This is a genomic window from Saccharothrix sp. DSM 118769, from assembly GCF_052936295.1.
Map to the genome: position 1 here is coordinate 5638237 of NZ_CP193627.1, position 12570 is coordinate 5650806.

Annotated in this window: 10 protein-coding genes; 5 read left to right on the forward strand and 5 right to left on the reverse strand. The window is 75.2% G+C overall.

Annotated features, from left to right (window positions below):
* Nucleotides 1–178: 178 nt before the first annotated feature.
* From ACRAKJ_RS24025 to ACRAKJ_RS24040, 4 genes are all read left to right on the forward strand, one after another.
* Complete coding sequence (locus ACRAKJ_RS24025; RefSeq protein WP_438926855.1) at nt 179–2050, forward strand: PPC domain-containing protein; 1872 nt, start codon at nt 179–181, stop codon at nt 2048–2050.
* 310 nt (nt 2051–2360) lie between these two features.
* Complete coding sequence (locus ACRAKJ_RS24030; RefSeq protein WP_438926534.1) at nt 2361–3410, forward strand: alcohol dehydrogenase catalytic domain-containing protein; 1050 nt, start codon at nt 2361–2363, stop codon at nt 3408–3410.
* Between the two features lie 85 nt (nt 3411–3495).
* Nucleotides 3496–4704, forward strand: coding sequence for a hypothetical protein (locus ACRAKJ_RS24035; RefSeq protein WP_438926535.1), 1209 nt, complete (start codon nt 3496–3498; stop codon nt 4702–4704).
* 260 nt (nt 4705–4964) lie between these two features.
* Nucleotides 4965–5654: a glycoside hydrolase family 11 protein gene (locus tag ACRAKJ_RS24040; RefSeq protein ID WP_438926536.1), complete on the forward strand. Its 690-nt coding sequence runs from the start codon at nt 4965–4967 to the stop codon at nt 5652–5654.
* Nucleotides 5655–5743: 89 nt separating this feature from the next.
* On the opposite strand, the gene ACRAKJ_RS24045 is transcribed toward ACRAKJ_RS24040, so the two are convergent.
* The 3 genes from ACRAKJ_RS24045 to ACRAKJ_RS24055 form a co-directional block, all read right to left on the reverse strand.
* On the reverse strand, nt 5744–6178 hold the full coding sequence (locus tag ACRAKJ_RS24045) for a hypothetical protein (protein WP_438926537.1): 435 nt from the start codon (nt 6176–6178) through the stop codon (nt 5744–5746).
* 93 nt (nt 6179–6271) lie between these two features.
* Nucleotides 6272–8092: an ATP-binding protein gene (locus ACRAKJ_RS24050; RefSeq protein ID WP_438926538.1), complete on the reverse strand. Its 1821-nt coding sequence runs from the start codon at nt 8090–8092 to the stop codon at nt 6272–6274.
* Between the two features lie 74 nt (nt 8093–8166).
* Nucleotides 8167–9141 carry a WYL domain-containing protein gene (locus ACRAKJ_RS24055; RefSeq protein WP_438926539.1) on the reverse strand — a complete coding sequence of 325 codons (975 nt, stop codon included), beginning with the start codon at nt 9139–9141 and terminating at the stop codon, nt 8167–8169.
* A 167-nt stretch (nt 9142–9308) separates the two neighbouring features.
* On the opposite strand from ACRAKJ_RS24055, the gene ACRAKJ_RS24060 reads away from it, so the two are divergent.
* Nucleotides 9309–10010 carry an alpha/beta fold hydrolase gene (locus ACRAKJ_RS24060; RefSeq protein WP_438926540.1) on the forward strand — a complete coding sequence of 234 codons (702 nt, stop codon included), beginning with the start codon at nt 9309–9311 and terminating at the stop codon, nt 10008–10010.
* Here ACRAKJ_RS24060 and ACRAKJ_RS24065 read toward each other — a convergent pair.
* Both ACRAKJ_RS24065 and ACRAKJ_RS24070 read right to left on the reverse strand, forming a co-directional pair.
* The gene (locus tag ACRAKJ_RS24065) at nt 9974–10396 is read right to left on the reverse strand and encodes a transcriptional repressor (protein ID WP_438926541.1); all 423 of its coding nucleotides are present in this window, start codon (nt 10394–10396) and stop codon (nt 9974–9976) included. The two genes, ACRAKJ_RS24060 and ACRAKJ_RS24065, sit on opposite strands and share 37 nt — an antisense overlap.
* A 147-nt stretch (nt 10397–10543) precedes the next feature.
* Nucleotides 10544–12400 carry a PIG-L family deacetylase gene (locus tag ACRAKJ_RS24070; protein WP_438926542.1) on the reverse strand — a complete coding sequence of 619 codons (1857 nt, stop codon included), beginning with the start codon at nt 12398–12400 and terminating at the stop codon, nt 10544–10546.
* Nucleotides 12401–12570 lie beyond the last annotated feature (170 nt).

Sequence of the window (12570 nt, forward strand, 5' to 3'; positions counted from 1 at the left end):
GTCGTCCGGGTCGAGGATGGAGAGCGAAGGGGGGTTCGACAACTCCGTCGAAAGTTCGACTCGAACCCTCTAACGACCGGGACGAGCGACTAGGACGAATGGGCCAACCTCGGCCGAACGGCGACGTCGATCACGCCTACGCGCTTGTCTGGACGCTCGTACACCGAGGGGGAAGCACATGGACAAGCGCTTATCGGGCGTGCTGGCCGCGGGGGCGGCCGCCACGCTCCTGCTGGGCGGGCTGCCGGCCGCCGCGGCGGAACCGGGGGCGGTGCCGGTCGTCCGGACCGACCCGTTGCTGATGTTCCCGTCGGACCCCGCCGGGGCCGACCCGTTGGACGTCGCCCGCGACCGCGAGGCGAAGGCGCAGGTGCGGGCGGGTGCCCGCCGCGCCGCCGCACCGGCGCCCCTGCCGTACCGGGAGGCGGAACCGGTCGGCGCCAACGGCGCGAACGACACGCCCGCGACCGCCGAGCACATCGCCGGCTTCGGCACCGGCCGCCGCGCCAACCCGAAGGTCGCGCTCAGCGGTGACCTCAAGGTCGACGCGAGCATCCCGGTGCTGCCGCCGTTCGCCGAGACCGACGACGCGATCGGCCTCGCGGGCGACACCGGCATCGGCGGCGTCCGCGCGGCGCTGCGCACCACCGGCACGATCGGCGACGGCCCGTACGGCAGCGCCGGCGACGGCACGGGCGACGTCGACTTCCACCGGCTCGACGGAGGTGCGTCCGGGCTGGCGTTCGAGGCCCGGACGTCCACGCCGACCGGCGACCTCGACACGTTCCTCGTGGTGTACGACGCCGCGGGCGTCGCGGTCGCGGGCAACGGCGACACGGCCGGTTCGACCGACTCCGCCCTCGCCTTCGAGGTCCCGGCGGGCACGACCGCCTACCTCGCGGTGGGGTCGGACCCGTTCCTGCTGCCGCGCGACGCCACCACGCCCGGGACCGGCAACGGAGTGGGCACCGAAGGGCCGTACGAACTGCGGATCACCAGCGGACCCGGCGGCGACGCCGACCACTTCTCGTTCGACCTGCGCGCGGGCGACGTGCTCGGCGCGTCCGTGACGGGCGGCGGGACGCGGCTGGCGGTGCACGACCCGGCCGGCCGCGAGGTGTTCGGCTCCTCGCAGGACCTCACGTCCCTCTTCGCCGTCGACTCGCCGATGCCCGGCGGCGGCAACGCCGTCGTGGACTTCGTCGCCCCGCGCGACGGCCGGTACGCGCTCGGCGTGGTGGCGGGCGAGGGCGCGTACGAGGTCGACCTCGAAGTGTTCCGCCCCGGCACGGAGACCGCGCCGCGCGGCGACGTGCACACGATCTTCCTGGACTTCGACGGCGCCAGGGTGAACACGTCGATCTACGGCGGGGGCGGCGGCATCCGGGACCTGTCCCCGCTGTCGGCCTTCCTGCCGCGGTGGGGCCTCACCGCGGGTGACGAGCGCGCGCTGGCCGGCGTGATCACCGCGACCGTGCGCGAGAACCTGGAGCGCGACCTGATCGCCAGGGGCACCAACCCGAGGTTCGCGCTGCGCGTCCTCAACAGCCGCGAGCACGCCGACCCGTGGGGGCAGCCGAACGTCAGCCGGGTCGTCGTCGGCGGCACCGTCGCCGAGTCCGGCATCCAGACCGTCGGCATCGCGCAGTCCATCGACGCGGGCAACTTCGGCCGGGAGGAGACCTCGCTGGTGCTGCTCGACCGGATCAGCGACCCGGCCGGGCCGGCGGTGTCGCTGAACACGTACCTGCGCCCGGGCAGCGACCGGGTGGCGTTCGTCGGCCGCGCGGTCGGCAACATCACCAGCCACGAGGTCGGGCACATGTCGGGCAGCTGGCACACCAACGGGCGCAACGACGCGCACGGCCTGATGGACCCGGGCGGCAACCCGGCCGTGATGTTCGCGGTGGGGCCGGACGGCGTCGGCGGCACGGCGGACGACCCGGACCTCGACTTCATCGAGGAGGCGCTGAGCCCGCCGGAGGGCTTCACCGGGATCGAGGACACGGTGAACCGCAGCGCGTGGGCGTTCGTCCGCGGCACGGGCTGACCGGCCGCCGGCCGGAACGGGCGACCGGGACCGCCGACCGGGGCCACCGACCGCATCGCTGACCGGACCGGGCGGTCCGGAACGGGTGAGGTCGCCTGAACGATCAAGTCGGCCGGCAGCCGCCGTCCGGCGTCACCCATTCATGTGAAGCCCCTGTCCTGACGTGCGGATATCCGCACGTCAGGGCACCGGGTTCATGGATTTGCACGAGGGTCCGCGCCGGTCGGGCCGGGCACTCCTGTTCGCGAGGAAGTAAATCGAATGTCCGTTTCGGGACCCCGAAGCGGACGATCTCGCGAAGGAGTCCCGGATGACCACCGTTGCCGCGTACGCCGCCGCATCCAGCGGTTCGCCGCTGACCCGCACCACGATCGAGCGACGTGCGCCCGGCCCCCGCGACGTCACCGTCGAGATCCGCTACTCCGGCATCTGCCACTCCGACATCCACCAGGTCCGGGGCGACTGGGGCAAGGGCCTGTTCCCGATGGTCCCGGGGCACGAGATCGCCGGCGTCGTCACCGAGGTCGGCCCCGAGGTGACCCGCCACGCGGTCGGCGACCGGGTCGGCGTCGGCGTCATCGTCAACTCCTGCCGCGAGTGCCACAACTGCAAGAGCGAGCTGGAGCAGTACTGCACGGGCGCCGGCTCGGTCGAGACCTACTCCGACACCGACCGCTACCGGGGCGACGAGCCCACCCAGGGCGGTTACGCCACCCACATCGTCGTCGACGAGCACTTCGTCCACCGCATCCCGGAGCAGATCCCGCTGGCCGAGGCCGCGCCGCTGCTGTGCGCGGGCATCACCACGTACTCGCCGCTGAAGCGCTGGAAGGCGGGACCGGGCAAGAAGGTCGCCGTGCTCGGCCTGGGCGGGCTCGGCCACCTCGCGGTCAGGATGGCCGCCGCCATGGGCGCCGAGGTCACCGTCCTGTCCCAGTCCGCGGCCAAGCGTGACGACGGCCTGCGCCTGGGTGCCCGGCACCACCACGCCACCGGCGACCCAGCGACCTTCGAGCGCCTCGCGGGGACGTTCGACCTCATCCTCTGCACGGTGTCCGCGCCGCTGGACGTCGACGCCCACCTGTCCCTGCTGACCACCGACGGCACGATGGTCTACCTCGGCATCCCCGACCAGCCGCTGTCGGTGAGCGTCTTCTCCCTCCTGCCCGGGCGCAACGCGCTGGCCGGCTCGCAGATCGGCGGCATGGCCGAGACGCAGGAGATGCTGGACTTCTGCGCCGCCCACGGCATCGGCGCCGACGTGGAGGTCGTGGGCGCGGACCGCATCAACGAGGCGTTCGACCGCGTGCTGGACCGCGACGTGCGCTACCGCTTCGTCATCGACGCCGCCACCATCTGACCCCGGCGCGGGCGGCGGGGCGGTCTGTCACGTTCACCCCCCGGGCGACGATGACCAGGGTGCAGCCCGCAGGAAGGTCGCGGTCATGAGCAAGCCAGGTGCGGACGTGCACGCCACCGGCGACAGCGGTGCGCCGCCGCGGGTCGCCGACGTCGACCTGATCGCCGCGCACACCGATCCGGTCGTGCGCAACCTGCGGATCACCCACTGCTACCACGAGCTGTCGCGGGCGCTGTCCGCGCGCACCGGCGGGTCGGCGAACTGGTGCACGTTCGCGGTGTGGGCGTCCAAGCAGATCGGCCGCACCATCCGGCAGGAGGACCTGGCGCGGGCGCTGGAGCGGCAGCTCACGTCCTCCCCCGAGGTGTCCGCCGGTGTCGAGCTGGTGGTCCGCGGGCTGCGCCGGGCCTTCCCCAAGCACGCGCTGGACGACGTGGAGCAGCGGGTGCGCCGGGCGGTGGTGGCGACCGCGCGGCTCGACGCCGTCGGCGACGCCGGCGCGCGGGGGAACCTCAAGGTCTTCGAGGAGATCGCCCGCGAGTTCGCCCGCTTCCTGGCCGCGTTCGCCGACGGCGCGGAGCCCGACGAGGCCGCGATCGCGGAGTTCCGCGCCGCGCTGCGGCCCGGTGAGCCGCCCGACGGCCAGCGCTACCTCCGGCAGGCGTTCGACCGCTACCGCCTGGCGATGTCCACAGAGGACCCGAAGCAGCGGGCGGAGCTGCTGCTGCTGGCCAACGTGGAGATCGGCCTGCACGAGCAGACCCGGCTGCAACCGGAGATCACCGCCGCGATGGAGGGGCCCCTCGTCGACCCGCGCGAACTCGAACGCCGCCTCCTCGACCTGCTGCTGCCGGACAACCGGGTGCTCCGGTGGCTGCGCCTCGCGCTGCTGACCGCGCTCGGCAGGCGGACCCCGGTGCGCCTGGCCGCCGAGCAGGTGGCGGACCACGCCCGCGCGCCGGCCCGCCGCCTGGTCACCCGGCACCTGATGACGCTGGCGCTGCCCGGCGGCGAGCTGCTCGACCTGGGCGACGACCTCCCGGCGACGTTCCCCCCGCTGCTGGCGGAGCTGTCCCACCCCGAGCTGCTCGCGCTGCTCCGGCTCGTCGACCCGACCGCCGACAGCCTCCTCGACACCGCCGCCCGCGACTGGTCGGACCTGCCCGACCGCATGCACTACATCGCGGACATGTTCCGGTGCCACGCCCAGCGCGAGGACCTCCTCGACCCGCCGTTCACCGCGGAACAGGTCGCGGACATCGTCGCCGGCCGCCTGCCGACCGGCCGGCTCTGAACACCGCCGGGAAAGTCCGAACACCGCCGGAAAAGCACGGTACGCTGTGCCGATAATCGCCTCCTGACCGCCGCCACCTGCGACGATGCCGTTCAGATCGGCTCACCGCAGGTGGCGGTGGCATTCTTTCGCAATCTTGCGATAGTTCTTTCGCAAGCTTACGAGAATCGTTGACAACGCGTCGCACCCGGTCGAACACTGTCTGCACCGAAGGGTCTTCGCCGCCCGGTCCTTCGCCGGCCTCAACGAGGAGGAAAAGCGTGCACAAGGACGACAACGCCCCGGCCCACCCGATCAGCCGCAGACTGTTCCTCGGCGGCGCAGGAAGCACCCTGGCGCTGGCGACGTCCGCGTTGATCCTGCCCGGCACCGCCCACGCCCAGACCGTCAACACGAACCAGACCGGCACCCACAACGGCTACTACTACTCGTTCTGGACCGACAGCCAGGGCACGGTCTCCATGACCATGGGGTCCGGCGGGCAGTACAGCACGTCGTGGCGCAACACCGGCAACTTCGTCAGCGGCAAGGGCTGGAGCACGGGCAGCCGCAGGACGGTGCGGTACTCGGGCAGCTTCAACCCGTCGGGCAACGGCTACCTGTGCCTGTACGGGTGGACGTCGAACCCGCTGGTGGAGTACTACATCGTCGACAGCTGGGGGAACTACCGGCCGACGGGCACGCACCGGGGCACGGTGACCAGCGACGGCGGCACGTACGACATCTACCACACGATGCGCTACAACGCCCCGTCCGTCGAGGGCACCAAGACCTTCCCGCAGTTCTGGAGCGTCCGGCAGCAGAAGAAGGTCGGCGGCACCATCACCACCGGCAACCACTTCGACGCGTGGTCGCGCGCCGGGATGCAGCTGGGCGGCTTCCGGTACTACATGATCATGGCGACCGAGGGCTACCAGAGCAGCGGCAACTCCAACATCACGGTGAGCTGACCCCGGCCGGGGCACCGCTCGACGGACCGCGCGCGGCGCGGCGGCCTGGTGGTCGTCGCGCCGCCGTCACAGGGGGTCGGGCGGGGCGCTCACCGGACGCGCACGGTGGTGGGGCCGAAGGAACCGGACGCGCACCCGCCGCCGGGAGCCCGGTCGCAGGCGTAGCCCGAACCGGACACCCGGGCGCGGCCCGCGACGAACGGCCCGCCGACGCTGTCCACCGGCGCGGACCACACCTGCTCGGCGCCGTCGCACACCGCCGGGTACAGGTAGCCGTAGCCGGTCGTGGTCACGCCGTCGCGCTCCTGCACGACGGTCAGGTCCACCACCCCGTCGAAGTCGGGAGAGAACGGGCCGCACGCGTACCGGCCGGTCAGCACGACCCGCTGCCCGTCCGCCGCCGCCCGGGCCCCGGTCACCGACACCTCCAGCGTCGGCGCGGCGACCGCGACCGGCGCGGGACCGAGCACCGCGGCCACGACCGCCGCCACCACCGCGCCGCGCCGGAGCAGTTGCCGCACCATCGCGCGCCCCTCTCGTCGCGGCTACCGTCCCGCGCGCCCGGCGCGGCGGCAAGACCGCGTTCGGCGCAAAGACCGCGCCCGCACCCTGCTCTTTCAGGGCGCGGACGGTTCACCGGTGGGCGTGGCGGGTTCGGTCGTGGGGCCGGTCGACACCGGCTCCTCCTCCTCGACCACCCCGGTCAACGCCGTCGCGCCCGCGCCCGGGAGCACCAGGCTCGCCGAGTGGGAACCGGGTTCCCCGGCCACGAAGGACACCGTGAGCGAGCAGCCCTCCCCCACCGCGAGCACCTCCGGGCAGTCGGACCCGACCGTGAACGACGCCGCGCCCGCCCCCTCCAGCGACACGCGCCCGGCCGCCACGGCACCGGTGCACGGCGTGGCGGCGATCGACAGGGAGGCGGTGTCGCCGGGACCGGCGAACTCCCGGGTCGCGGGCAGGACCGGCGGGCACGGCACGTCCCGGGCCGGTGCGGCGGTGGGCGCGGCGGTCGGCCCGGGACCGGGCCCCGGTTCCGGCACGGTCGCGGGAACGGGCTCGGGGCCGGGGCCGGATGTGCTGGAGGTCGGCCCGGGACCGGCCGGCGCGGGGGCGGGCGTTCCCGGGTCGGACGTGCCGCGCGCGTTCAGCGCCACCCAGGCTATGCCGACCCCGAACAGCAGGAGCAGGACGAGCGGGGTCAGGACCTGCCACGACGGCCGCTCCCGCGCCCCGGCCAGGAGCCGGTCGCGCACGGCGATCTCGTGCCGGAAGTAGGCCAGTTCACGGGTGGCGGCCAGCCGGTCCGCGACGTCGGCGCCGAGGTGCAGCACCTGCCCCCACGCGCCGAGCCGCAGCACGCGGAGCAGCGCGGGCGCCGCGGTCCGCGCCAGGTCGAGGGCCGCCGGTGTCGCGCCCGCCGCGTGCAGCACGGCGACGACCACCGGTCCGGCCGCGACGACCTCGGGGCCGTCCGGTCCGCGCCGGAGCCAGTCGGCCAGCGCGGTGGCGACCGGCTCCGGCGCGGCGACCTCGTCGAACTCCACGGCGATCCGGTAGCCGTCGCCGGAGGCGGCGGTGAACCCGACCCGCTCCAGGTCCGCCAGCACCGGCCCGACCGCGGCGGGGTCGACCCCGGCGAGCAGGGCGGTCAGCGCGACCGGGCACGCCGCGCCGCCGAGCAGGGCGAGCACCCGCAGCACCCGCCCGCGCACGGGGTCGAGCGTGGCGGTGCCGATGCGTTGCAGGGCGGGCGGGCTGCCCCGGGCGGCCCGCACCCGCCACAGCTCGGCCGCGGTCGGTTCGCGGCCCAGGACGCGGCGCACCAGGGCGGTGCCCGCGTCCTCCGACAGCTCCCCGAGCCGCACGGCCCGGCCCGCCGCCCACAGCGTCCGCTCCACCGACCCGGCGAGCACGGTGCAGCCCGGCACGGCGTCGAGCACGAACTCGATGTCCTCCGGGTCGTCCGAGAGGTCGTCCAGCACCAGCAGCGCCCGCACCGGCCCCAGCAGTCGGCGCAGGTGCGCCGGTGACGGGCGGTAGGGCACCGGCGCCTCGTAGCACGCCTCGAACACGTCCTGCACGAGGTCGTCGACCGTCTTCCCGTTGGCGGACAGGCAGATCACGCCGTCGCCGGTCGGCCGGTCGCGGCTGACGTGCCGCAGCAGCAACGACTTCCCGCACCCCGGGGGCCCGTGGACCTGCACGTGCCGCCGCGCGTCGAGGTGGTCGTGCACCGCGCGCAGCTCGGCCTCCCGGCCGAGGGGCGCGTCCCGGGTCGCCCACAGCAGCGAGGGCGGCGGGGTGCGGCGGCGCGCGGTGGGCGGGCGCGTCGGGCTCGTCGTCGTGCCCCGGCGGTCGCACAGGACGTCGTGGTCGCCGATGACGACGGTGCCGACGTCCCCCTCGACGGCGAAGTGGTTCGGTCTGCCGTCCACGCCGTCGATGCAAGCACAGCGGTCCGGGCGCCACGGCGGGTGTGTCGGTGCGCCCCACGTTCGGGGTAACCGAATCACCCCTTCGAGAGGGGCCGATCGGTCAGGGCGGCGGCGAAGCGCGAGGCGACCGCCGCGACCGCCGCGCGGAGCTCCCGCCCGCCCTCGACGCGGAAGGCGAACGGCACGGTCGCCAGCCACTCCTGCGCGTACATGGCGGGGTTGCTCGTGCTGCCGATGAGCACGCAGCCGCTGCCCAGCGGTTCGAGCCGCCCCATGGGCGGGCGCACCCACGGCGCCACCTCGGCCCGCGGCGCGTGGAACACCACGCGCGTCGGGAAGTCCCACCCGACGCCCAGGTTCTCCTCCACGGCCGCCACCGGGTCGAGGCCCTCCGGCGGCTCGAACCCGCGCCCGGTCTCCCGGACCGCGCGGACCCGGTCGACCCGGTAGGTGCGGACCGCCTCCGCCCGGTGGCAGCGGCACAGGAGGTACCAGCGCCCGTGGCGGACGACGACCGCCCACGGGTCCACCTCGGCCTCCCACTCGTCGCCGGCCCCGCTCCGGTACGCGACCAGCACCCGGCGGCGGGCCGCGACGGCGGCGACGAGCGCGCCCGTGGTGCCGGGGTCGGGCCGGGCCGCCGACCGGTCGGGCGCGGCCGACGCGTGCTCCCGCAGGGTGGCGGCCTGCCGGCCCACGTTCTCGGGCAGCGCCCCGATGACCTTGTCCAGGGCGGTGCCGACGAGGTCGTCGGCGGCCGCGGCGGCCGGTCGGCCGTCGAGCACCGCCATCACCAGGCCCAGCGCCTCCGGCTCGGTGAAGACGATCGGGGGCAGCCGCGTGCGGCGGCCGAGCCGGTACCCGCCGTGCGGCCCCCTGGTCGACTCGACCGGGATGCCCGCCTCGCGGAGGATGCCGACGTACCGGCGCGCGGCGCGTTCCGTGACGCCGAGCCGGTCGGCCAGCTCGCCGGCCGTCACCCCGGGGCGGGTCCGCAGGATCTCGACGGCGCGCAGCGCCCGCGCGGTGGGGCTGGCGTCGCTCGGCACGCGAGGAGAGTAGTCCTCCCGGGACGAACCGGAAGCGGATCGTCCGGAACCGGTCGTAGCGTGGCGCCCATGACCGAACCGCACGACCGCACCCCCGCCGCACCGGGTCCGACCGCACCGGGTCCGGCCGCACCGGTTCCGGCAGCACCGCACGAGGGGAGCTGACCGTGGACGTCCTGCTCATCGCCGGTCTCTGGCTCGACGCGTCCGCCTGGGACGGCGTCGTGCCCGAGCTGGAGGCGCTCGGCCACTGCGCCGTGCCCGTCGCCCTGCCCGGACAGGGCGACGGGTCGACCTCCGCCACCCTGGACGACCAGGTCGCCGCGGTGCTGGCCGCCGTCGACTCGGCGTCCGGGAACCCCGTGGTGGTGGGGCACTCCGCCGCCTGCACGCTGGCCTGGCTCGCCGCCGACGCGCGACCGGACCGGGTGGCCGGGGTCGTCCTGGTGGGCGGCTTCCCGACCGGCGACGGGCGGCCCTACGCGGACTTCTTCGAACCGGTGGACGGCGTCGTGCCCTTCCCGGGCTGGGAGGTGTTCGAGGGACCGGACTCCGCCGACCTCGACGAGGCGGCCAGGGAGCGCTTCGCCGCCGCCGCCGTCCCGGTGCCCGAGGGCGTGAGCAAGGGCGTGGTGCGCCTGACCGACGAACGCCGGTACGGGGTGCCGGTCCTGGTCGTGTGCCCGGAGTTCTCGCCCGAGCAGGCCCGGGGGTGGGTCGCCGACGGCGACGTGCCCGAGCTGGCGGCGGCCGGGCACGTCGAGTTCGCCGACCTCGACTCGGGGCACTGGCCGATGATCACCAGGCCGGCCGAGCTGGCGGCGCTCCTCGCTCACCCGCCGGAGCAGCCGGGGCACAGGCCCCGGTAGACGACCTCGACCGCGTCGATCGTGAAGCCGAGGTCGTCGGCGGCGGTCAGGCAGGGGGCGACGCCGACGACCCGGTCCACGTCGGCGACGGCGCCGCAGGACCGGCACACGACGTGGTGGTGGTCGTCCCCGACCCGGGCCTCGTAGCGCGCGGCGGACCCCGGCGGTTCGACGCGCCGCAGCAGGCCGGCGGCGGTCAGCACGCGCAGCACGTCGTACACGGCCTGGTGGGACACCGCGCCGAGGCGCTCCCGGACCACGCCGGCGATCGTGTCGGTGTCCGCGTGCGGGTGGGCGTGCACCGCGGAGAGCACGGCCACCCGGGGTCCCGTCACCCGCAGGGACGCCTCGCGCAGCACGCGCCGGAAGTCGGAAGCCGTGGGCACGCCGGGCAGTCTCACCGAACCGCCGGCACGAATCAAGATCGGCATCCCGGGACTGCGCGCTCCCGCACCGCCTCCGGCGGGCATCGCGCGAACCGCGCCCGCCGGAGGCGACGGTGAAGAGCCGCGTCTCGCGGGTGCCGGTGGAGGTCAGAGGCGTTGCCAGGGGCCGAACGGGCTGTCGGCGGTGGCGGACTGCTGGGTGCGGAGGTGGACGGCGCCGTCCGTGCCGACGGCGGCGACGACCAGCGCGCCCCGCGCGTCCCGGACCGCGGTCGGGGAGTCGGCGACCACACCGCCCAGGTCGGTCCACGTCCCGTAGCCGGCGTTCGGCCCCTGCTGCCGCGCCGCGCTCACGCCCGTGCCGCCGTTGCGCTGGAGCACCACGACGCGGGCGTCCGCTCCCGGCGGCGCGGTCACCGCCGCGACCTGGCCCACGCCGCCGTGCCCGCCGAGCACCACCGGACCGGCCCAGCCGGCGGCCGTCCGCACGGTGAGCACGACCTCCTCCGTGCCGGCCCGCCGGTAGAGCACCTCGACGCGGCCGTCCTGCGCCAGGGTCGCCGACGGCGGACCGGCCGGGACGGCCGACGGCAGGGTCTCGTCTCGGGTGAAGGTGCCGTTGGGCTGGGCCTGGTACCAGCGCAGCAGGCGCGACCGGGTCGACGCGAACAGCTCGACGGTGCCGCCGGGCGTCGTCACCGCGGTCAGCCCGTCCTGCACGTCCGTGCCGAACAGGTCGACCCAGTCGCTCCACCCGGTCGCCGTGCGGTGCTTCGCGCTGACCCCGCCGCCGCCGTTCTTGACGAACACCTGGAGCCGCCCGTCCGCGTTGGCGGCCACCGCCGGCAGCCCCACCTGGTCGGCGTTGCCGAAGGCGGTGTTCGGGTTGCCGAGGTCCGTCCACGGCCCGCTCCACCCGCCGTTCGGCGCGGTCTGCCGCAGGGACAGCAGGTGGTGGTCGGTCTGCCGCCGCGCGAACAGCTCCAGCCGCCCGTCCGGGCCCAGGGCCACCGCCAGGCCCTGCGCGAGCGGCCCGCCGGGGTCCGGGAGGCCGCCCGGTCCGGCCCACGGGCCGGACGGCGTCTGCCAGTAGGTGTGCGGCACGCCGCCGCGCACCACGAACAGCTGCGGGCGCCCGTCGGCGTTGCGCCCGGACCACGCCGTGCCGCGCGGCCAGCGGTGGTTCATGCCCGCCAGGTAGCCGCGCAGGCCGGTGTTGCCGTCGTAGCGCAGGTACTGGTCGAAGATCGAGCTCTTGCGCGCCAGGGTGGACGCCGACAGGTTGTTCGGCACGCTGGTGTTGTTGTAGTCGCGGTAGTGGACCTGCGCCGGTTGCCCGCCGTGGGCGCGGACGGCGTCGTCGGCGAACCGCGCGGCGGCCACGTGGTCGGAGTGGTCGCCCGCGTACCGGGCGTCCGGCAGCGGGTCCTGCGCCCGCACGAGCGTCGGCCGGTAGGCGTCCATCAGGCCGGCGAGCGCCGCCACGACGCCCGCCCGGTCGTAGGAGTAGGAGGTCGTGACCAGTCCGCCGGCCGGGACCACGGTCAGGTCCACGGCCCCGCTGTCGCGCACCGCGCCGAGCCGGCCGTCGCGCAGGTTCAGGAACACCAGCTGCACATCGTCCCGGCCGGCCAGCACGTACCGCTCGGCCTGCCGCCCGGCCACGGGCACCAGCGCGCCGCGCCACTCCTCCTGCGCGCCCGGGTCGACGTCCGGCACGCCCGCCATCCGCGCGTAGGCGTCCTGGATGCCGCGCTGCCGGTTGCGGGCGCGCTCCTCGTCCGTGCCGCCCGCCCCGGTGATCTGCCCGGCGGTGACGAACACGGTCACCGTGGGCGTGCGGGTGCGGATGGTCTGGTCGAGGTCGGGGTTCATGAACAGCAGGTCGTCGTCCTCGTGCGCCACGACCTGCATGGTCAGGCCCGCCGCCACCGCCGCCGCCGGGGGCGTCCACCCGACCACCACCAGCACGACCACCAGTACAGCCGCCGACGCACGCCTCATGCCGCCCCCTCGCGAATCCCCGGACCGGGGACTCTCGGCGCGCCGGGCCGGTCACCACAAGCGGACCGGCCCCCCGTCACCCGGCCGGCCGCGTCCGGACGGTTCACCGGCGCGCGCCCGTGGTCGGCGGGCGGCACCGGGGTGGCGGCCCCGTGGTTAACGCCTGGCTA